Annotated in this window: 18 protein-coding genes; 8 read left to right on the top strand and 10 right to left on the bottom strand. The window is 61.0% G+C overall.

Annotated elements, in window-relative coordinates; genetic code table 11:
* The first annotated feature begins 84 nt into the window (after window positions 1-84).
* Window positions 85-3105 (top strand): alpha-mannosidase, encoded by a 3021-nt coding sequence (locus AOZ07_RS03660; protein ID WP_060700756.1) that lies wholly within the window; start codon window positions 85-87, stop codon window positions 3103-3105.
* 83 nt (window positions 3106-3188) lie between these two features.
* Here the strand turns inward: AOZ07_RS03660 and AOZ07_RS03655 are convergent, their stop codons facing one another.
* On the bottom strand, window positions 3189-3707 hold the full coding sequence (locus AOZ07_RS03655) for a COG4315 family predicted lipoprotein (protein WP_075972408.1): 519 nt from the start codon (window positions 3705-3707) through the stop codon (window positions 3189-3191).
* A 123-nt stretch (window positions 3708-3830) separates the two neighbouring features.
* Here AOZ07_RS03655 and AOZ07_RS03650 point away from each other — a divergent pair, with 123 nt between their 5' ends.
* Complete coding sequence (locus tag AOZ07_RS03650; protein ID WP_084793119.1) at window positions 3831-4412, top strand: sigma-70 family RNA polymerase sigma factor; 582 nt, start codon at window positions 3831-3833, stop codon at window positions 4410-4412.
* Window positions 4413-4421: 9 nt separating this feature from the next.
* On the opposite strand, the gene AOZ07_RS03645 is transcribed toward AOZ07_RS03650, so the two are convergent.
* Window positions 4422-5936, bottom strand: coding sequence for an SDR family NAD(P)-dependent oxidoreductase (locus AOZ07_RS03645; protein ID WP_060700754.1), 1515 nt, complete (start codon window positions 5934-5936; stop codon window positions 4422-4424).
* Between the two features lie 61 nt (window positions 5937-5997).
* Window positions 5998-6567 carry a phosphoribosylglycinamide formyltransferase gene (gene purN / locus AOZ07_RS03640; RefSeq protein ID WP_060700753.1) on the bottom strand — a complete coding sequence of 190 codons (570 nt, stop codon included), beginning with the start codon at window positions 6565-6567 and terminating at the stop codon, window positions 5998-6000.
* A gap of 108 nt (window positions 6568-6675) precedes the next feature.
* Here purN and AOZ07_RS03635 point away from each other — a divergent pair, with 108 nt between their 5' ends.
* Complete coding sequence (locus tag AOZ07_RS03635) at window positions 6676-7206, top strand: DinB family protein (protein WP_060700752.1); 531 nt, start codon at window positions 6676-6678, stop codon at window positions 7204-7206.
* A gap of 42 nt (window positions 7207-7248) precedes the next feature.
* On the opposite strand, the gene AOZ07_RS03630 is transcribed toward AOZ07_RS03635, so the two are convergent.
* From AOZ07_RS03630 to AOZ07_RS03615, 4 genes are all read right to left on the bottom strand, one after another.
* Window positions 7249-8559, bottom strand: coding sequence for a cell division protein PerM (locus AOZ07_RS03630; protein ID WP_236995257.1), 1311 nt, complete (start codon window positions 8557-8559; stop codon window positions 7249-7251).
* 84 nt (window positions 8560-8643) lie between these two features.
* A complete protein-coding gene (locus AOZ07_RS03625) occupies window positions 8644-9453 on the bottom strand; it encodes an aldolase/citrate lyase family protein (RefSeq protein ID WP_060700750.1) in 810 nt (269 codons plus the stop codon).
* The gene (gene hpaH, locus AOZ07_RS03620; RefSeq protein WP_060700749.1) at window positions 9438-10223 is read right to left on the bottom strand and encodes a 2-oxo-hept-4-ene-1,7-dioate hydratase; all 786 of its coding nucleotides are present in this window, start codon (window positions 10221-10223) and stop codon (window positions 9438-9440) included. The genes AOZ07_RS03625 and hpaH overlap by 16 nt, the downstream gene beginning before the upstream one ends.
* Window positions 10224-10355: 132 nt before the next feature.
* Window positions 10356-11042 (bottom strand): CE1759 family FMN reductase, encoded by a 687-nt coding sequence (locus AOZ07_RS03615; protein ID WP_060700748.1) that lies wholly within the window; start codon window positions 11040-11042, stop codon window positions 10356-10358.
* Window positions 11043-11163: 121 nt separating this feature from the next.
* Here AOZ07_RS03615 and kynA point away from each other — a divergent pair, with 121 nt between their 5' ends.
* Window positions 11164-12030, top strand: coding sequence for a tryptophan 2,3-dioxygenase (gene kynA / locus AOZ07_RS03610; protein ID WP_060700747.1), 867 nt, complete (start codon window positions 11164-11166; stop codon window positions 12028-12030).
* Window positions 12020-12898: a PaaX family transcriptional regulator gene (locus AOZ07_RS03605; protein ID WP_060700746.1), complete on the top strand. Its 879-nt coding sequence runs from the start codon at window positions 12020-12022 to the stop codon at window positions 12896-12898. Before kynA ends, AOZ07_RS03605 begins: the two co-directional genes overlap by 11 nt.
* On the opposite strand, the gene AOZ07_RS03600 is transcribed toward AOZ07_RS03605, so the two are convergent.
* Both AOZ07_RS03600 and AOZ07_RS03595 read right to left on the bottom strand, forming a co-directional pair.
* Window positions 12860-14230, bottom strand: a complete 1371-nt coding sequence (locus AOZ07_RS03600; protein ID WP_236995256.1) for a CoA transferase — start codon at window positions 14228-14230, stop codon at window positions 12860-12862. The genes AOZ07_RS03605 and AOZ07_RS03600 overlap by 39 nt on opposite strands.
* A 111-nt stretch (window positions 14231-14341) precedes the next feature.
* Window positions 14342-15088 (bottom strand): transglycosylase family protein, encoded by a 747-nt coding sequence (locus tag AOZ07_RS03595; RefSeq protein WP_060700745.1) that lies wholly within the window; start codon window positions 15086-15088, stop codon window positions 14342-14344.
* 675 nt (window positions 15089-15763) lie between these two features.
* Here AOZ07_RS03595 and AOZ07_RS03590 point away from each other — a divergent pair.
* A complete protein-coding gene (locus tag AOZ07_RS03590; protein WP_194943781.1) occupies window positions 15764-16921 on the top strand; it encodes a YihY/virulence factor BrkB family protein in 1158 nt (385 codons plus the stop codon).
* Here the strand turns inward: AOZ07_RS03590 and AOZ07_RS03585 are convergent.
* Window positions 16904-17623 (bottom strand): M50 family metallopeptidase, encoded by a 720-nt coding sequence (locus AOZ07_RS03585; protein ID WP_060700743.1) that lies wholly within the window; start codon window positions 17621-17623, stop codon window positions 16904-16906. The genes AOZ07_RS03590 and AOZ07_RS03585 overlap by 18 nt on opposite strands.
* A gap of 159 nt (window positions 17624-17782) precedes the next feature.
* On the opposite strand from AOZ07_RS03585, the gene AOZ07_RS03580 reads away from it, so the two are divergent.
* Together AOZ07_RS03580 and AOZ07_RS03575 are read left to right on the top strand one after the other, a co-directional pair.
* A complete protein-coding gene (locus AOZ07_RS03580) occupies window positions 17783-18184 on the top strand; it encodes a hypothetical protein (RefSeq protein ID WP_236995255.1) in 402 nt (133 codons plus the stop codon).
* 28 nt (window positions 18185-18212) lie between these two features.
* Complete coding sequence (locus AOZ07_RS03575) at window positions 18213-21668, top strand: TM0106 family RecB-like putative nuclease (RefSeq protein ID WP_060700742.1); 3456 nt, start codon at window positions 18213-18215, stop codon at window positions 21666-21668.
* Window positions 21669-21678 lie beyond the last annotated feature (10 nt).

Raw genomic sequence — 21678 nt, 5'->3', positions numbered from 1 at the left:
ATAGCTGTTTCATCAGTGATTTTGGGTAGTCTGGCAGAGAACCACCCCGTTGATTTTCGGGGTAGCACCCTGGGAAAGGCAGCAATGCACGACGACACCTCACTGACCACCGGTCGAGTCAAACGAGTACTGCAGGAGCGTGTCCTGCCTGCCATCTACTCCCAGTCGGTTCCCCTGAAGGTGTCGTGGCATGAGCTTCCCGGCGAACCAGTCACCCCGGGCGAAGGGCTGGCCCTGGAATTCTCGCCAACACAGGTGGGCACCCCATGGGGTGCCGCGTGGGGCACCACGTGGTTCCACCTGCAGGGCACGGTTCCCGCCAGCTGGGCTGGGCGCCGCGTCGAAGCAGTCATCGACCTCGGCTTCGATGTGAACATGACCGGCTTCCAATGCGAGGGACTGGTCTATCGCCCGGACGGCATCACCATCAAGGCGCTGAACCCGCGCAACCAGTGGGTGCCGATCGCGGAATCTGCCGCTGGCGATGAAGTGGTCGATTTGTACCTTGAAGCCGCATCCAATCCGGTGCTGCTGGACCACCACCCGTTCCTGCCAACAGAGCAGGGCGATATTCTCACCTCCTCGAGCCGCAAGCTCTACACCACTCGCCGCATGGATCTGGCAGTCTTCGAATCAGCCGTCCATGACCTGGCACTGGATCTCGAAGTGCTGCTGGACCTTCAGGAGCAGTTGTCCCAAGGCCCCCGGAAGATGCAGATTCTCCAGGCCCTGGATAACGCCCTGGATGTTCTGGACCTGCAAGACATCACCGGCACGGCGCAGCGGGCCCGCGGCGAACTCGCCGGGGTGCTATCCGCACCCGCCGAGCACAGCGCGCACCAGATCTCGGCGATCGGGCACTCGCATATCGACTCCGCGTGGTTGTGGCCGCTGCGTGAAACCATCCGCAAGGTTTCGCGCACCTGCTCGTCCATGGTTGAGCTGCTCGGCGATGAACCCGAATTCCTCTACGGCATGTCCAGCGCCCAGCAGTACAAGTGGCTGAAGACCCACCGCCCCGAGGTGTGGGACCGGGTCAAGCAGGCTGTTGCCGACGAGCGCTTCCTGCCCCTGGGCGGCATGTGGGTCGAGTCCGATACCGTGATGCCCTCCGGCGAATCGCTGGTTCGCCAATTCCTGTACGGCCAGAAGTTCTTCCGCGACGAATTCGGGATGGCCTCCAAGGGCGTGTGGCTGCCCGATTCCTTTGGCTACTCCCCTGCCCTGCCGCAGCTGATGCGCCGCGCCGGCTTCGAGTGGTTCTTCACCCAGAAGATCTCATGGAACCAGCAGAACAAGTTCCCGCATCACTCCTTCGATTGGGAAGGCATCGACGGCTCGCGCATCTTCAGCCATTTCCCTTCCATGGACACCTACAATTCGCAGCTTTCCGGCGAGGAAGTGGCCAAGGCATCCCGCCAATTCCGTGAAGCACGCGTCGCCAATAATTCCATCGCCCCGGTGGGGTGGGGCGATGGCGGAGGCGGCACCACACGCGAGATGACCGGGAAGGCCAAGCGCCTGGCCAACCTCGAAGGCAGCGCCCAGGTGCGCTGGGAACACCCCAACGATTTCTTCGACCGGGCCAAAGCGGAGCTTCCGAATCCCCCGGTCTGGGTGGGCGAGCTCTACCTGGAACTGCACCGTGCCACGCTGACCAGCCAGCACCAGACGAAGCAAGGGAACCGCCGCACCGAGCAATTGCTGGTGGAAGCCGAATTGTGGGCCGCCACCGCCGCCGCATACACCGGCGCCGAGTACCCCTACGAGCAGCTGGACGAGCTCTGGGAAACCGTGCTCCTGCACCAGTTCCATGACATCCTGCCCGGCACGTCCATCGCATGGGTGCACCGGGAGGTCGTGGCACGCTACGCCCGGGTCGTCGAGCAAGCCGAGCAGCTGATCCATGAAGCCCAGCAACGGCTGGCCGGTACCGGATCCGCGCCCATCACCTTCAACTCGGCAGCATTCACCCGCAACACGCTGGCCTTTGGCGAAGCCAAGGCGCTGGACTCCAGGCCCACATCCCAGGTACAGGCAACTGCCGCCGACGGCGGCTATGTCCTCGATAACGGCGTGATCCGCGTGGTGATTAATGCCCAGGGCCTGATCACCTCGGCGGTGGATTTGGCGACGGGACGCGAGGCCATCGCGCCGGGCCAGGAAGCCAACCTCTTGCAGCTGCACCAGGACTTCCCGAATATGTGGGATGCCTGGGACGTGGACAAGTATTACCGCAACCAGGTCACCGATCTGCGCGATTGCGACTCATTGGAGCTGGCCTCGCGCGAGGACGGCAGCCAGGTCATCACCATCCGCCGCAGCTTCTCCAAGTCCGCCGTGGTGCAGGAAGTGTCGTTGGCTCCCGGCGAGCGCACCGTGCAGATCTTCCAGAGCACCGATTGGCACGAGGCAGAGAAGTTCCTCAAGGTGGCCTTCCCGCTGGATGTGCGCGCCGAGCAGATTGCCGCCGAAACCCAATTCGGCTATCACAAGCGCGTGACCCACGTGAACACCAGCTGGGAGGCCGCGAAGTTCGAGACCTCCATGCACCGTTTCGCCCTGGCTGAGGAACCCGGCTTCGGGGTCGGGGTGATCAATGATTCCATTTACGGTTTTGACGTCACCCGCGACGCCAAGGACGCCCAGGTCACCACAACGATGCGCCTGTCCTTGCTGCGTGCTCCGCGCTTCCCCGATCCGCAAACGGACCAGGGACTGCAGACCCACCGCTATGGCCTGGTCGTTGGCGCGGATGTTGCCGCGGTGACCAAGGCCGGAGCCTTGCTGAACAGCGCCGAGCGCACCATCAGCGGTTCCCGGCCCGTGGCTCCTTTGGCGAGGATCACCGGCGAGGGGCTGGTGGTTTCCAGCGTGAAGCTGGCCGCTGACCGTTCCGGCGATCTGCTGGTGCGAGTCTACGAGTCGCTGGGCCGCCGTGCCCGCGGCGAGCTGCAGCTCAACGTCCCGGTGGCCACAGCGACTGCGGCGAGCCTGCTCGAGGATCCGTTGGATGACGGCGCGATCGGCCTCGCCGACGGCTCGCTGCCGTTGGCGCTGGGCCCCTTCGAGGTGCGCACCCTGCGCTTCAGCCTGGCGCAGTAGCCCGCAGGCATGAGGGGCCAGGATCGGCACGCGGCTGCGTGCCGATCCTGGCCCCGTTCTTTCCCTTGGATATAACTCGCTGCCTACTGGATCATGGTGCCGTCCGGGGCCACCGCGTACCAGACCCCGCCCACACCCTGTCCGGAGGTATCCCCGGGCTTGGCGTCCTGGGCGAAGGTGTATAGCGGCATGCCGTTGAGCGTCAGCTGCTTTTGCCCGTCGGGGCTTTCGATGACGTTCACCTCGCCGGAAACCCCCTCCAGCGTCGGGTCATCGCTCGTGGTGGTGGCAATCGGCCACTTGGCCAGGCAATCCCCGGTGCAGGCGCTGGTCGTGGTGTTTGGCTCATCCTTGGTGAAGAAGTATAGGGTCATCCCCTGCGAATCCACCACAACGTCGCCCAATTCTGTTGCCGCCACCCCAAGATCCACCCCTGAGGATGATTCCTGAGGGGCTTGGCTGGTGCTTTCCCCGCCTCCTCCATACATGCCGCCGGTTCCGCCCTCCGAACCGCCATCGCCTGAGCAGCCTGCCAGCAGCAACGCGGCGCCGAACAGCGCGGCCACCCCGGCCGCGCATTTTGTGCCATTCTTGATACCCATGATCCGATCCCCTCTCGAAAGCTGGACCCACCTCAAGCGTGGGCATTCAGCCCCTACCTTGTAGGACGCAGGGAATCCCCGCCAGGTTCACCGCCGGGAAAGAATCTTGCCCATACTTGGGCCATGGAAGAATCACCGGCCACCCTGGCGTGTTCTCCAGGACCTAGTGCCTTGCCCCGGCCACGACCGGGCGGAGCCAAGGCGCCCCAGGATGCCCAGCTGGTGTCCGAGATCTACCGCGAGCATGCAGATGCCCTGCGCCGCTTCGCGTTGCGCGGGTACTGCAGCCGGGAAGAAGCCGATGACGTGGTGCAGGAAACCGTGCTGAAAGTTTGGAAGGCCGCACCGGAAATCACCGGGTCGCTGCGCGGGTACCTGTTTGCAACGGCGCGGCATGTCATCATCGATGAGCATCGCCGGGCCGCGGCGCGCATTCATGCCGACCTGCTGGGCGATGCGGATCCCGCAGCTGCCGGAGCCGAGGATGGCAATGTCCAGGTTCTGGACCGGCTGCTGATGCAGCAGGCGCTGATGCGCCTGAGCGCCGAGCATCGGCTCGTCGTGCTGCATTTGCACTTTTTCGGTTCCACGGTGGCCCAGGCAGCCCATGACCTGGACATTCCCGAAGGCACGGTGAAGTCCCGGGAGCACTATGCCCTGCGCAACCTGCGCGGGATCCTGGCAGAAATGGGCGAAGAACCGTGAATCAGCGGCTTACCAGGGCGAAGGTTCGTAGTCCTTGAGGAAGCAGCCGTACAGATCGATTCCGCGTTCCCCGTCGACAATTGGCTGGTAGACCCGCGCCGCCCCGTCGATCAGGTCCAGCGGTGCGTGCCATCCTTCGGCGACCATGCGGACCTTGGAGTCATGCGGGCGTTCGTCGGTGATCCAGCCGGTGTCCACCGCACTCATCAGGATGCGGTCGGTTGACAGCATTTCTTCGGCGCTGGTGCGGGTGAGCATATTCAGCGAGGCTTTGGCCATATTGGTGTGCGGGTGCCCGGCGCCCTTGTAGCGGCGGGAGAACTGGCCTTCCATGGCCGAGACGTTCACGATGTACTTGCGCCGTGCATCGCTGGCGGCCAGCGCAGGGCGCAAGCGGGAAGCCAGCAGGAAGGGCGCGGTGACATTGCACAGCTGCACTTCAAGCATTTCCAGGGCATCCACGTCGCCCAGAATTTGGGTCCAGGAATTTTCGGTGACCACGTCGGGGACCAGTCCGCCGGCATCGATGGCGGTGCCTGCGGCAATTCGTTGAAGCGAGGCCGATCCGGCTTTCATGGCCAGTTCGGCCAGCTTCTGTGCGTCGTAGCTGCCCAGCGGTGCCGGAGCCAGCAGCGCGGAGTCCTCCAGCCTGAACGCGGTGGCCAGGGCCTTGGGATGCTCGGCGGGCGGGTTGGCTTCGCCCCAGAGTTCCGGGCCGCCATGGCTTGCGAGCAATTCGCGGCTCAGCGGCTGCTGCTCGGATTCGATCAGGTGCTGGTAGGAGTTGGTGGTGCGCCGCACGGTCTGGGCGGCGTTGTTGATCAGGATATCCAGCGGGCCTTCGGCGGCCACACGATCCGCCAATGAGATCACCTGTGCCGGGTCGCGCAGGTCGATGCCGACAATCCGCAACCGATGCAGCCATTGCCCGCTGTCCTCGATGGAGGCGAAGCGCCGGGCCGCGTCCTTGGGAAAGCGCGTGGTGATGGTGGTGTGCGCCCCGTCGCGCAACAGGCGCAGGGCAATATGCATCCCGATTTTTGCGCGTCCGCCGGTGAGCAGCGCGCGCTTGCCGCTCAGGTCGGCACGGGCCTCGCGGCGATCGCGTCCGGCCGCCGCGCAGTCTGGGCAGAGGTAGTGGTGGAAGGCATCCACGGTGGTGTAGCGCTGCTTGCAGATGTAGCAGCCACGGGGCTTGCGGAATTCTCCGGCGCTCTCGCCCTGGGTTGGCGTGCTCAGGTCCAGGCCCAGGGTTTCATCATCCAGGCGCTGCGGCGAACCGGTGGCGGTGCTTTCGATCAGCGCACGGTCCGCGGCGCTGATTTCGGCGCGCTTCTGCGACTTGCGGTAGCGCTTGGCGGCTTTGAACATGTTGCTGGTTGCACGGCGCACCGCGATATGGCGCTGGTCATCGGAATCCAGCTGGTGCACCACCGACAGGACCTTCAGCGCGGTGGCCAGTTCCGCGTCGGTGAACAGTTCGGTGGGTGCAGCCGTTTCGGCCTGGGGTGTTTGCTCAGTCATCTCGACATCAATTTTACGCACCTTGGCGGCTCACCCTCCGGCGCCAAGACGAGCGGGAAGGCTACTTGCCCTGTGCCAGATCCGCGAGGGTGGCAATCAGCAGGCGGCGCTCCACCACCTTGATCCGCTCATGCAGGGTCTCTTCGGTGTCATCATCGTCAATGGCCACCGCTTCCTGGCGCAGGATCGGCCCGGTGTCCACGCCGGCATCGGCAATGTGCACGGTGCATCCGGTGACCTTCACGCCATAGGCCAGCGCATCGCGCACTCCGTGGGCGCCCGGGAAGGACGGAAGCAGGGCCGGGTGGGTGTTGATATAGGTTCCATCGAAGGCATTGATGAATTCTTCGCCGACGATGCGCATGAAGCCGGAGGACACCACATAGTCCGGCGCGTAGGAAAGGCACTTTTCGGTCAGCGCGTGGTTCCAGTCCTTGCGATCCTCGTAGTCCTTGAAGTTCACCACAAAGGTTTCGATTCCGGCCTGGGCCGAACGTTCCACGCCGAAGGTATCGTGCTTGTCGGCGCCGACAGCCGCGATCTCGACGTTGGGCAGTTCGCCGGCCTGCACCGCGTCGATGACTGCCTGGAGATTAGAACCGGTGCCTGAAACCAAAACCACAATGCGCATGGGCTCAATTCTACGGTTCGCGGCGGCTAGTTATTCATTCGGCACCAGATTGTTGCTTGCCCCAGTCGCAAACTGGCAAGGCCTCCGGGCACGGAGGAAGATGAGCTCATGAGCGAAATTGTTCCGGATCAGAAGAATTGGACCTTTGTCCTGGAATCGGTTTGCCCGCAGTGCCGATACGACGTCCGCGCGGTAACTCCCGCAGACGTCATCGGGCAATTGCCAGATGGCGTGGAACGCTATGTGTCCGCACTGTCCAGGCCGCAAGCGCGCGTGAGGACCAGCCCCGCGCGATGGAGCGATCAAGAGTACGCCGCTCACGTGGCGCAGATGCTGGAGATCATGAATGGCCGGCTGGATCTGATGCTCCAGCACGATGCCCCCACCTTCCCCAATTGGGATCAGGACCAAGCCGCGGCCGAAGGCAATTACAACGCGCTTGAGCCTGGTGACGTCGTCACGCGGCTTCGGGATGCGGCAACAAAGTATGCGCAGAATTTAGGCAGCATCGATGAGGCGTCCTATTCGCGGCGTGGACTGCGCTCGAATGGCTCGGCGTTTACCGTGGAGTCCTTGAACCAGTATGCGTGGCACGATTTTGTGCATCATTTGTGGGATTTGGATTCCAGCGCCAACTGAATATGGTCCGCCGGAGCCTGTTCGAGTCGACGTTCGACGACGCTACCCCTCAAGTACCGGGTCGGTTTCAAATAGCGGAGCAATCAGGTAGCCGATGGCAGTGCCCACGCCAACTTGCAAGACCAGGGCGCCGGCGGTGAGCCAGAGGTTGGGGCCAAGGTCGACCAGCCGGCCAATAGCCAGCGAGCCGGAGGCCAGCCACGAGCCAATCAGGCTCAGGGCAGCGGCGACAATACCGGTGAACAGCGCCAGGCAGGCCGTTGAAAGACCCAGGGAGAGCATGTTGAACGGGATGCGGCGGGCGAACCAATCTTCCAGGTGGTTCTCTCCCCCGCGCAAGAAGTACCAGCCGGCCATGATGCCCGCAGCCACCGGCAAAAGCAGGAACAGCCACTGATGGGACATCTCGCCCGTCGGAAGCGAAGCCAGCATGGGAATCGAAGGCAGCGGGCCGACGGTGGTTTCCAGCGTCGACAGGGTGCTCCCGGTGCCAAGGGTGAATCCGCCACCGCTAATCCAGGACAGGACCCAGAAGACCGCGTTGGGAATCAGGGACAGCTGCACCAGGGTCAGCGCGGCCGAGCCAATCGGCCCCGGCCGCAGTTCCTGGTAGACGTTGGCGACTTCGGTCCAGTGCAATCCCAGATTGATGGTCAGCAGCAGGCCGCTGATGCCAACGGCAGCGACATAGCCCAGGAACCCGGCCACGATCACGTGCCAGACATAGGATCCGGCCCAGCGGCGGTGCGGGGAAATCCGCTGGATATAGGCGGCCATGTCGACGCCGAAGAGCCGGGCCCAGGACCCTGCCTCGCGTCGCGCTCCGATGATCAGCCCCAGCGCCGCAATGACCAGCGGGATGAGCGTTGCGGCCAGCACGTTGACTCGCCCGTAGCTGTTATTGGACAAGGAACCCACCGCAGCGCCGATGCCGCCATAGGCGATGAAGGCGCCGAGCAGCCCCTGCCACAACTGGTCGGTGTAGGAGGCGCGGGCAATGCGCCGCCCGGCACGCAGGCAGAACAGGAACGGCAATAGCGACAGTCCCAGCGGAATGAGCGTGACCCACCCGGAGACGGACGCCGGGTCGGCTTCCGGCCCGAGGTTCAGCAACTCCACCGGGACCCCATGAATCAGCAGCCAGGCAAATCCGGCAAACTGCAAGATGATGTTGAAGGAATCTTCCAGGAACCCGCCGCTGAAGTACACAGCGACCAAGGGCAGCATGATCAAGGCCAGGCAGAACACGACCGATTGCAGGATCTCGAACACGCCCTGCAACGCCAGGGGCATTGGCCAGCCGATGCGCAGACGCAACATCACGGCCTTCATGGGTTTCTTTTCGCGACTCATCACTGTCAATGTTGCCACCATTCAGCGCGCCCTGTGCCCTTCGACGCGCAACCTTGCCCTGGGCGATTGCCCAGAACCAGCGCTTTAGTAGCTCTTCGGTGCTGGTGCCTGTTCTCCGGAATTGAAGCTCGCGGCCAGCGCCTCGGTGGCACGGGCCAGCAACGCCACATCTGCGCCGACTCCGACAAAATCAGCTCCCGCATCCATGTACTTGCGGGCGCTGTTCTGGTCGAAGGCATTGACCCCTGCGTATTTGCCCGCGGCCTTCGCGGCGTTGATGGACGTGATCACCGCCGCCACCACGTCGGGGTGGTTTTGCTGGCCGATGACACCCATCGAGGCTGCCAGGTCGGAAGGCCCGATGAAAATTCCGTCGACGCCGTCGGTTTCGACAATTTCCTGGACGTTGCGCACGGCTTCATCGGCTTCGATCTGCACCATCAGGGTGATGGTTTCATCGGCACGGGCCAGGTAGCCGTCAATGCGGTTCCAGCGTGCCGAACGTGCCAGCGCCGAGCCGACACCGCGCACCCCCTTTGGCGGATACTGGCAGGCAGCCACAGCCGCTGAGGCCTGTTGCGCATCATTAACCATGGGAATAATCAGCGACTGCGCGCCGAGATCCAGGAACTGCTTGATGACAACCGGGTCGTTGACCGCCGGGCGCACCACTGGCACCACAGGGTAGCTGCGCACGGCTTGGAGCTGCGCCAGGATGTTCTGCAGGTCGTTCGGAGAATGCTCGGCGTCGATGAAAACCCAATCGAATCCGGCTCCGGCGCAAATTTCGGCAATCAAGGGCGAGGCGGAGCACACCCAGATGCCGGCCAGCGGGCGGGAGGCATCTTTCAGCGCATCCTTGAGCGATGGATCCGGTTCTACTCGAAATGGCATGTCACAGTTCCCAGCGGTCCGTAGTCGGCAAAAACAGTGTCGTTGGCGTCCACCCACATTGGGCGGGTGAAGGATCCGGCAAGGATCAGTTCTCCTGCCTTGAGCTTGTCGCCATGCGGGGCGATCTTGTTGGCCAGCCAGTACACGCCGGCGGCGGGATGATTCAGCACGCCGGCAGCCACGCCCGTTTCTTCCACTGTCTGGTTCTTGAACAAGATGCCCGAAACCCAGCGCAGGTCCACGGCGTCGGGCTTCACGGGGTTGCCGCCAATGACCATGGCGCCCATGGCGGCGTTGTCGCTGATCGTGTCCACGATGGTGCGCCCTTCCATCTCGATGCGGGCATCGAGAATTTCGAGGGCGGGAATCACGTATTCGGTAGCTTCCAGCACATCAAAAATGTTGGCGCGGGGGCCTTCGATGTCCTTCTTGAGCTTGAAAGCCAGTTCCATTTCCACGCGGGCACCGGTGAATTCGGAGAAGTTGAATGTGGCCCCGGAGTCGTGGACCATGTCGTCAAAAATGATTCCGTAGTCAGGTTCGGTGATGCCGGTGGCCATCTGCATGGCCCGCGAGGTCAACCCGATTTTGCGGCCCACCAGTACCCGGCCGGCGGCCTCGGAGCGCTGGCGCCAGAGGTTTTGCACGCGGTAGGAGTCTTCTACGATCATTTCCGGGTAGCGCGCGGTGAGACGCGGCACCGGAGTTCGCGTTTGGCCGGCCTGGACCAGCTCATCGGCAATGGCCGTGATTGTTTCCTCGGATAGCATCGGCGCTGCACCTTTCACTTCAGTTCAAACCAAGGTGAGCACCCACCGACCGACTCAATGAGATGGCTCACGTTTCTTGATCGTACCCAGCTTCTGGGTGCAGGGCACATCGTACTAACATTTCCGGCCCTGCTAGTTGCCCAATGCCTTCACATTGGCCAGCAGCTCTTCAAAGGGAAGCGAGGTCATCTCGTCGTTCGGATCCGCAAATTCGCTGACCGACGGGGCGATCGAGCGGGTATCGCCTAAAGCAGCATCAGCCTCAAAGCGCCCGTCAAAAGCGCCGAGGGCCAGTAGCACTTCGCCGGCTGCCCGGCGAGCGCGTTCAGCCAGGGTTCCGGCGATGCCTTGCCCGCCGAAGTCCTCAGAGGCCGCGAAGACCGACGTCGGCATGACGTTGGCCCTCAGGTAGCTGAAAATCGGGCGCATTGCATAGTCGATCGCCAGCTGGTGGCGCTGGGTTCCTGCCGTTGCCGCGAGCACCACCGGCTTTCCATCCAGCGATTTGGGATCGAGGATGTCAAGGAATGACTTGAACAGGCCAGAAATCGATGCGGTGAATACCGGGGTGACAGCGACCAGGACGTCTGCATTGATGACGGCATCAATCACGCGCTGCAGGCTGGGGGCTGCGAAACCGGTGAGCATGTTGTTGGTGATGTCGCTGGCATGCTCGCGCAGTTCAATGTTGCTGACATCAGCCTGGACGCCTTCCGATGAAAGCTTTGCTGCGATGCTTTCGCCAATTTGTCGCCCCAGCAAGGAAGAGCTGGAGGGAGAACCCAAACCACCGCTGATCACTACAACCGACTTGCTCATTGCTGCCGCCCTTTCGATTTTTATATGCGTATGCATGTATCAACCCAGCGGCCGCCAATTGTATTCCCGATCCATATTTTCAATACTGTGACGATGGTAAGAATATTGATATGCTGATGCCATGAGCAGCCAGAAGCCACAGACCGAAAACCAGCACGACATCGAAGAGGGCGTCCGCACCGATTTCAGGAACACCATGTCCTATGGCAGCTATCTGGACCTGGACCGCGTGCTCTCCGCGCAGCACCCGGTCAGCGTGCCCGAGCATCACGATGAAATGCTGTTCATCATCCAGCATCAGGCCAGCGAGCTATGGCTCAAGCTCATGCTCCACGAGCTGCTCGAAGCCCGGCGGCTTTTGGGCCTCGATGACATCGGCAAAGCGCTAAAGTGCCTGGCCCGTGTGAAGCACATCCAGAAGACCCTGACCGAGCAATGGTCGGTCCTGGCTACTTTGACGCCCCGGGAATACGCGCAGTTCCGCGGCTTCCTCGGCTCCTCCTCCGGCTTCCAGTCCTTCCAATACCGCGCTGTTGAATTCATCTTGGGCAACAAGCACGAAGGGATGCTCAAAGTCCACGAAGCAGATCCTAAGGCCCACGAGCTGCTGGCCAAGCTGCTCCACGAACCAAGCCTCTATGACGTTTTCCTGGCGGCGCTGGCCCGCCGCGGATACCAGATCCCCGTGGAGATCCTGTCGCGGGACCTCACCAAGCCGTGGACTTTCCAAGAAGCACTGGTGCCAGTGTTCAAGGAAATCTACGAATCCGAAGAAACCGCGTGGAGCCTTTACCAGGCTTGCGAAGACCTGGTTGACGTTGAAGACAATTTCCAGGCTTGGCGCTTCCGCCATCTGCGCGTGGTCCAGCGCACCATCGGCTTCAAGCGCGGCACTGGCGGTTCCTCGGGGGTCGATTTCCTCAAGCGCGCCCTGGATCTGACCTTCTTCCCCGAGCTTTTTGCGGTGCGCACCGAAATTGGCAGCTAGCACCCCGATATCGGCGTTCAGCCTCGACGACTTCGAGGCCCGCACAGGCAGTGCCACATCCATCATCCGAACCATTACCGGACTATACCTGCGCCGCCAGCCCACCCCGATACCGCGATCGCACGTTGTCGAGCTGGCTACAGCGGCGGGAATTTCCACGGCAGCAGCGCAGACTGCCATTTCCCGCCTGATCGACAAGCAGGTGCTGGAGAACGGCACCGATTCGGCCCTGCGCGTACCGCAGATGGCCCAGGCAATGTTCGAACGCGGCAGCCGCCGCATCTTCACTCCCCGGCAGATGTCCGCCATGGACCGGTGGTGCCTGGTGGCCTATTCCCTGCCGGAAACGCTGCGCCCGCTGCGCCATCAGATACGCAAGCATTTCCTGCAGCTCGGCGGCGGACTGGTGGCTGCAGGCTTGTGGATCTTTCCGGAATATCTGCGCGAAGAGGTCGACGCGGCCTTGGAGGCGTTGCATGCTCGAGCGCAGGCAACGATCTTCACAGTCCAGCAACCGCACTTCCCCGCCACGGCCCGCGAAGCCGCCGCGCAATGGTGGGACCTGGAACAGCTTGGCTCAAGGCATCAGCAATTCCTTGAAGCTACCGCCGGGCTCAGCGCGGATCAGGCAGATCCGGCCGGGGCCTACCGGGGCTACGTGGGCATGATTGACGCTTGGCGCGCCCTGCCCTACCTTGATCCAGGACTTCCTGATGGCATGCTGCCAGAGGCTTGGCCAGGCAAGCAAAGCAGGCAGCGATTCCTGGCGTTGTCGAGCGCCTTGAGGCACCCCGCCGAGCAATTTGCTGCTTCAGTGCTCGGCCATGGGCTAAAGCCAGATCGGTTCGTCCTGCCCGTAGGCCGGTGACGCTGCGCGATAGTCAAGCAGATGCCCATCGATGAGAAAAGGCGTCAGCGCATACTCCAGCTCGCCATAAGAGCTTGCCATCCGCCCGGTACGAGGATCTTCCAGTTCCCTGTCCAGGATTTCCGGTGCCCCTAGCGCGAAGAGCGCCTCCGCCGTGCGCGCGAGGGAAAAGCGCACCAGGCCAACGCCACGGCGCTCTGAACGAGCCTGAACCATGGCGATGACAGCCGCAGCCAGGCCGTATCCCGTTGCGTGATCCAAGGCCTGTACCGGCAAAGCGCCAGGTTCACCACGCTCGGTGCGATAGGCATCGGAAATTCCGCAGGCAGCTTGCACAATGCTGTCGAAGCCCCGGCGGCTGGCCCACGGGCCCTCATAGCCCCAGGCATCAAGTTCAGCAATGATCAGCTCTGGATATTTCTCCTGGAGGCTCTGCGGGTCCAGGCCAAAACGGCTCAGTGCGCCTTGCCGGTACCCGGTAATCAGCACGTCGGCCCCCTCCAGTAGGCGAGCCATGCGCTCACCATCAACTGGTGAAGACAAATCCAGCAAGGTGCTGCGCTTGCCGAAGCCGGTATCAACATGCTGCGCCTGCAGCTCCGGCAGCTGCGGGGCATCTACGCGTAATACTTCTGCGCCAAAGGCGGCCAGCGTCCGGCTCGCGGTCGGCCCGGCAATAACGCGCGTCAGGTCCAGGACCCGCAGGCCTTCCAGTGGCCGGTTGACACCAGGAGCGTAGCTCCAGGCCTCGTTTCTGTTCGCCTCATGAAGCGTGAATTGTGCCCATGCACCGCGCTTGGCCGCCTGGCCTGCAGCTGATCCTGCCCAATCGGCACGAGTCTGCACTGCCGCGGCCACTCCGCCCGAAGCCACGATGAGCTCTTGGGCTTGAATTGACGAGAGCCCTGCCAGGGATTCGCGAAGGCCGCCACCGGCCGAAGCCCCCACAGATTGCAATAGCCTTTGTTCATGATGCGGGTAATTCGCGTGAGTTCTTATCCAGCCATCACCCGTGCGATAAAAGCCCGAGTGCTCGGCGAAGCCCTGGGATTGTTCGCCATTGATCCGCAAAAGGCTTGAGGAGCCAAAGGCGGCTGCCACTTGATCCGACTGGATGCCCACATCCAGTCGGCCTGCGCTGAGCGAGCGCAATGCTGCAGCTACCAGGCCAACCGATCCCAGCGCGAGCTGCTCGACATTCAGCGGTCCGTTCCACCACGATCGAGGCCCTTGCATCTTGACCGCCACCGGAAATTCAAGCACCCCGGATTCGACAAAACCGCCACCGAGGATCTTTTCGGTCGTTTGCCTAGCATCATCGGTTGTTCGCATGCCACCAGCGTACTGCGCATTTTTGCTCCCATGCACAGGTGCGTTAAATGCAGCTAGGTCCGCAGAGCGCCAATTGGCATACTGCGGACCTAGCTTGCTGGTCTAGCGAAATTAGTTCGCTGGAACGTTCAGAGTCTGGCCAACCATGATCAGATCTGGGTTGGTCAGCTGATCGTCGTTCAGAACGAACAGGCCGCGCCAGTCGTCAACACCAAGCTGGTCAGCAATCTTGGCCAGGGTGTCGCCGGACTTGACGGTGTAGTTCTTGCCCGAGTCGGTGACATCAATGTTGAACACTGGAGCCTGTGGAGCCGGAGCCGCGTGCTTGCCCGAGGTGCTTGGAGCAGCCTGCTTGGTGGACTTGACCGAGTTGCTGCTCTCGGAAACCTGTGGAGCGGCCTGCTTGGTCTGGGTGGCCTTAGGAGCAGCCTTCTTGGTTTCGGCAACCTTTGGAGCGGCCTGCTTGGTCTGGGTGCTCGACGAGGAATCGCTCGAGGACCCACCGGTTGGGGTTCCGCTGATGCCCAGTTTCGCGGTACATGCTGGCCATGCGCCCCAGCCCTGCGAAGCCTGGACCTTGGTTGCGATGCGGATCTGCTCGGCCTTCGATGCCTGGTTTGGCATGCCGGAGCCGCCGAATGCCTTCCAGGTCGACAGCGAGAACTGCAGGCCACCGTAATAGCCGTTACCGGTGTTGATGGACCAGTTTCCGCCGGACTCGCACTGAGCCAGCTTGTCCCAGGTGCTTGCAGCATTTGCTGGTGCAGTGGTGGCAACGATTGCGCCACCGGCTACTGCTACGGCTGCCAAGGAGGCTCCGCCGCGGCGGATCAATTTCTTAGTCTTCTGCTGGATCATGATTCTCCAGTGCTCTTCCCGCGCTCAGGTCGTCCAAGACCATCTTCGTGCACCGCTCAGCGTCGCATTTCGACGTTGTATGAAGCACTACCCTGGCGAGCGGTTTGGAAGTCCCGGTAGTACCTGTTTCCCCAATAACACAGCGAGTGTTATCGAAACGTTATAAAGACCCTAACCCAGACCCCCGCCCCCTTCGCAACTCAGGAAACGTCCAGATTCCGCGTAATTACAGGTCACCATCTCGGAAAAAAAATAAATTTGGGCGGCACGAAGATCCTTAAACTCCTTGTGAACCGGCGAGAATGTTACAAATCTGAACTGGATATCAAACAAGTTTCTGTGATATAGCTTTCAATCCGTTCCCGTCCCCTGAAAAGCGCCAGAATCGCGTGTCAAGATCGCCGCTTCGCACGCTCCATAGCGAGGTCCTTGGCAATCAGCAATTCACCAATTTCGGCGCCTTGAGCATGAACATTTCGTCAAGGCGCCTCGGCCTCCCTGCAAGGACACTTGGATGCTCGCTCGGGAAGAAGACACGACGCTGATCTAAATGACCTAGTCACCGGAGAGATGGTTAGGTAGTGTGATGTGCGAAAGCAGATCGTCGCACTGATGAATTCATTAGCCAGACAGGGGAACCACATGCCAGACAAAGGCAGATTCACCAAAGAGCACATGAAAGAGTCTCTCAACTGCTTCCCCCGCGCATTGCGTGAATTCTTCAGAAACGATGGCTTGGATGTCGCAGCGTCCCTCTCGTACTTCATGGTTTTGGCCATGTTCCCGGGACTGTTGGCACTGATCTCGCTGCTGTCATTGGCAGGCGCCAGCGATAGCGGGACCAAATGGATCATGGAGATCTTGGAACAGGGTCTGGCTCCGAATGGCCAAGCATCGAATGGCGATTCGCAACAGCTTCTAGACACCACCGAGCAGCTGCTTGAAGGATTGGCATCGCAAGCCAGCGGAACCTTTTGGGCCATCCTCGCCGGTTCCCTCGGTGCTCTTTGGAGCACCTCTGGATATGTCACAGCGTTCGGCCGCAGCATGAATCGGCTCCATGGCGTGCCCGAAGGACGCCCGCAGTGGAAACGCCGTCCGCAGATGTTCCTCATCACCGTATTGATCATGCTGGTTGCAGTTCTCACGCTTGTCCTGCTAGTCACTTCAGGATCCATTGCCCGCGGTATCGGCAACGTCGTCGGCCTGGGCGATAGTTTCGTGCTGATGCTCAACATCGCCAAGCCGCCGATCATGCTGGTGATGATTCTTCTCGTGTTGGCATTGCTCTACTACTTCACCCCGAACGTCAAGCGTCCGCGATTCCGCTGGTTCTCTGCCGGAACCCTAACGGCCCTCGTCATTTTGGGACTGTCCCTCGTTGGATTTGGAATCTATCTCTCGCAGTTCGCCAGCTATTCAGCTACCTACGGGACTATCGGCGGTGTCATTATCCTGGTGCTGGCCTGCTGGATCAGCAACATCGCGCTGCTGCTCGGCGCGCTGGTTGATATTGAGTTCATCCGCCTGCGCCGTCTGCGCGCCGGATTGCCCGCGACCGACGACATCCTGCTCCCCTTGCGCGATGACACCCTGGTGGCCAAGCAAGAGCTGGCTAACTACAAGGACCTCGTCCAAGCGCAAGAAGTCCGCATCAATCATGGTGGCGACCCGCTCCAGGACATGGAAATGGATCCGCAGAGAACCGGCAAACGCAAAATAAAGCTTCTGCCGATAGGAGCAGCTGCCACCGCTGCTTGGGTAATTTCCCGGGCCACGACGCGCCGAACGCTGCGCAAGGACATGAAAAACCGCTCAGAACAACGTCAATAGGCTGTTGCTTGCCCACCACAGAGCACCGGCCCCAAGGGCAAGTATCACCAAGAGCCACAGGCCAGCAAAGGTGTGCGTTGCCCGGGCAATCAAGTAGGCGTCGGACTGGGCCACGTCGCGGCGCCGCCAGGTATGTACTGCCAAGAGCTTCGCGTAGTCACGCAATCCTGCAATCAGCAAGAATCCTGCGATGAGCAGAGAGAGATAAAGGTAGGCGTCCACCGGGGCGAAGAAGACGACACCCAAGGCGATGAGGGCGCTGACCGTACACACCACAAATGCCGGCCAGTTGCGGACAAAAATCAGTGCAAGCAGGAAGAAGAGCGCGTAGATCCCCAGCGCCTGGCCTGCGTAGCCGATGGAAATTGCCCAGAACATCAAAGCTGAAACCCACAACGGCGCGGGATATCCGAATATCCCTGAAACAATCACCGAGAATTTTCCGCGCCCGCGGCTCACGACTTCGCCGGAATGATCCCACCCCAACCGCAGTCCAGTGACAAATCTTCCGGTGAACAACGCGGAGACGATATGGCCGAGTTCGTGGACCAGCGTTGAGTACAGTCCGGTAATGCGCCATGCTGGGGCCGGAATCACCATCGCCAGCACCACAGCAGCAATAATCAGCCATTGCCATGAGTTCAGATCGACAACCACCGGCTGTGCCAGGCGATGCCAGGCTTCAGCAATATCCAAATTCATTCGAGCTCCTCAATCGCCCATCGATGTTCCCCATTCTCGCAAGCACCTCCGGAATGCAGCAGATCCGACCCAGCCTTTCACCTGCCTTCTGGGAAACATCACAGGTGCAAGGCATAATCTGCATAGCGAGATGTTGTGCAAAATATTTGGAGGATCTTCATGTCTCGCTTAGCTTCAACCGCATTGGCCGTCACCGGCTTGGCTGGCGGATACGCTACCGGCCGCGCCACCAAAAAACGCCCACTGGCTGCCGTGGTGCTCGGTGCAGCTGGCGTTGGCTCGTTCCTCATCTGGAAAAAGGATGCAGGCACAGCCAAGGCAATCGCACTGATTAGCGCTTATGTTGGCGGCTTCGGCGCTTCGCACCCATTGGCAAAGAAGATCGGTGCATGGCCAGCGGTCAACAGCGTCACTGCTGGCGTGGCCCTGCTCTCCCTCTTGCTCGGCGGTTCCAAGAAGTCGAAGGACGAAATTTCCTGGGAACATACAGGCAGTGAACCACGTCGTCCACGCTGCAGAACAATGATTCTGTCCGGGGCCGGTGCTACGTTGGCTAGGTAGATACCAGTCAGCGAAAGGCGCCGGCCCCGTGTTCTTTTTAGAGGATCAGTTCATCTTCTCAGCCAGTGACCTTGCCGTGTCTGTCGATTGCAATTTTCAGTCGTTATTTCTCCTGGACGTGAAACTTGGCCGCCGTCCAGCAGCAGAAAATGCCAGGGACGAAATGCTGGAACGCACCGCCATCCTCGGTGATGTCCACGAACACAATGTCCTGGAAGAACTGGTGCAAGCCTACGGCGACTATGATCCGGCCCAAGGCACCGGAGTCAAGCAATTCCATGACCGCCCAACGATGACTCCCGAAGGCCTGCGCACAGCCCACGAGCAAACAATGCAAGTCTTGCGCAATGGAGCCGATGTCATTTTCCAGGCCACATTCTTTGATGGTTCCTTCATTGGATTCGCCGACTTCTTGGTGCGCCAGCCAGATGGTTCCTGGGCTGTTTGGGATACGAAGTTGGCTCGCCACGCGCGGGTCAGCGCCCTGTTGCAAGTTGCCGCCTACGCGGATCAGATGATCGCGGAAGGCATCAAAGTATCTGCCAAGACCACTCTCGTCCTCGGAGACGGCACGCATTCCGTTCACCGCGTGGATGAGGTGCTTCCGGTCTTCCAAGCCCAACGTGCACGCTTCTTGTCGATGATCCAGCAGCATCGCAATTCCTCGGAGCCGGTTGCATGGAACTCGGATTTGATGCGCATTTGCGGCCGCTGCGATTACTGCGCTGAGCAAGCCCAGGCAACCCGAGACGTGTTGCTGGTGGCGGGAATGTCCATGGTGCAACGTGAAAAACTGCGAAAACGCGGCGTATCCACCATCGACCAATTAGCTGCCCTGGAAGCACCGCCTGAATCCTCGCTGGCTCGAATAATCGATCAGGCGCAAATGCAGCTTGGGTTGGGCCGCGTTGATGGAGAGGTCCAAGGCGTCAGTTTCAGGGTCAAATCCAGCCAAACCATTTCGCAGCTTCCTGCTCCCGACACCGGCGATATTTTCTTTGATTTTGAAGGCGACCCGCTATATCAGGATCGTGCCGACGGTTCGTGGGGTTTGGAATACCTGTTCGGAGTCATCGAACATGACACCGGGGAACCGGTGTTCAAGCCCTTCTGGGCGCACAGCCGCGCCGAGGAACGCCAGGCGTTCCTGGATTTCATCGGCTACGTTCAGCAACGCCGGCAGCGGTATCCGAACATGAAGATCTACCACTACGCCGCTTACGAAAAGAGCGCCCTGCGCAAGCTCTCGCAGGTGCACATCGCGGGTGAAGAAGAAGTCGATACCTGGCTGCGCGAGAACCTCCTCGTGGACCTGTATGAAACCGTCCGGAATTCCTTGGTAGTCTCCACCCGTTCCTACTCCATCAAGAAACTTGAGCCGCTATACATGGGCCAGCATCTGCGCGCCGGAGACGTCACCGATGCCGGCGCCTCAGTAGTTGCCTACGCACAGTACATGCAGGCACGCGATGCGCACGATACTCCCACAGCCAACGAGATACTGGCTTCGATTGCCGACTACAACGAGTACGACTGCCTCTCGACCCTGCGCTTGCGCGACTGGCTGCTTTCCCTCGAAGAACACCAGTCTCAAAGCCTTCCTGCTATTCCATTGCAGGAGGAATCCAAAGAACAGTACGAGCCCAGCGCGGAAGAACTGCGTTTGCAGGACTACCTGGCAAACCTTCCCCAGGGACAGGCACTCAGTGATGACGACCGCGCCATCGCCATGGTGGCTGCCGCTACCGGCTATAACCGCCGGGAGAAAAAGCAGTTTTGGTGGGAGCACTTCGACCGGCTCTCCGCACCAATTGATGACTGGAGCGATGTCCGCGGAGTTTTCTCGGTGGATAGCGCCGAAGTCCTCGAAGACTGGCACAAGCCCACCGAACGGGCCCGGACCTTCGCACGGATCACCAAGCTCAACGGCGCGCTGGCCGAAGGTTCGCTGCTCTCCCCCGGGTCATCGGTATTTGCCATGTTTACGGCCCCTCTGCCTGAGGGCATGGAAGTCGACCAGTCGCTTCGTGGAGGAGCATTTAATGCAACTGTGGTGGAAGTTGGTGAAGGGTGGATTATCGTCTCTGAAAAATCGAGCGGCAAGATCCCTCCCTACGGTTCACTTCCCATGGCGTTGACTCCCGATAAGCCGTTGATGACCAAGAGCATCGATGATGCCCTGCTGGAGATTGCCCAAAAAGTCGGATCCACTGTCCCGGTTCTGCCGCAACAGCCGGGAATCGATATCTTGCGCCGTACCGCCCCGCGATTCAAAACGCTCACGGCACCCGCAGCACCGATGGTGGCCGACGGCCAGCCCCAGATCTATCAAGCGGTCGTGGAGTCGTTGAAAGATCTTGACCATTCATACCTTGCCGTCCAAGGTCCTCCCGGCACTGGAAAAACCTTCGTGGCTTCCCACGTGATCCGCGAGCTGATCAATGAAGGATGGAAAGTCGGGGTCGTGGCCCAGTCCCACGCAGTGGTTGAAAATGTGTTGCGCAAAGCAGTCGAGGCGGGGGTAGACCCGGAAGTAGTCGCCAAGGAGGTCAAGCACAAGGATCCAGTACCGTGGGCCGGAACCTCCAAGGACTCGATCTCTGAAGTTCTGGGTTCGGCCGATGGCGCGCTCATTGGCGGCACGGCTTGGACCCTCACCGGGTCCAAGGTGCCCGCTGGCAGTCTCGACTTGCTGGTCATCGACGAGGCCGGCCAGTTCTCGCTGGCTAATACCTTGGCCGTCTCCCGAGCTTCGCGCAACCTTTTGCTGCTCGGCGATCCGCAACAGCTGCCCCAGGTTACCCAGGGATCGCATCCGCAGCCCGTTGACGAATCGGCCTTGGGGTGGCTCTCTGCTGGCGAACCCGTGCTGCCGCCACAGCTGGGCTATTTCCTGGCTGCTTCAAGGCGCATGCACCCGGAACTATGTGCCAAGGTTTCGGCCTTGAGCTATGACCACCAGCTGTTTTCGGCCCCGGCTGCGGGTCAGCGTGTGCTTGAAGGCACGCCTGCGGGAGTGAGCACTACGCTGGTCGCGCACCGTGGCAACACCGTTAGCTCAGTCGAGGAAGCCGAAACCATCGCCCAGCTAGTTCGCGATCATCTTGGCATGCTGTGGACTCCCGGCCCCGGTAAACCCCAACGAGCGTTGGAACCCACCGACATGCTGGTAGTCGCCGCATACAACGCCCAGGTCAATCTGGTTCGCGAGGTACTAGCCTCGAAGGGGCTGGACGCGGTCAAAGTCGGGACTGTGGACAAGTTCCAGGGCCAAGAAGCGCCGATTGTCTTGATGACCATGGCCTGCTCCAGCGCGGACGATGCTTCTCGAGGCATCGAGTTCCTCTTGAATCGAAACCGGGTTAACGTCGCCGTCTCCCGAGGACAGTGGAAAGCGATTATCGTGCGCAGCGAGCGGCTCACCGATTATCTGCCGTCTTCCCCGCAGGCACTGTCACAACTCGGTGCGTTCATGGCGTTGTAGGTTGGTGCTC

The organism is Glutamicibacter halophytocola (assembly GCF_001302565.1).
Lineage (GTDB): Bacteria > Actinomycetota > Actinomycetes > Actinomycetales > Micrococcaceae > Glutamicibacter > Glutamicibacter halophytocola.
This window is presented reverse-complemented; position numbering and strand designations above follow the sequence as displayed.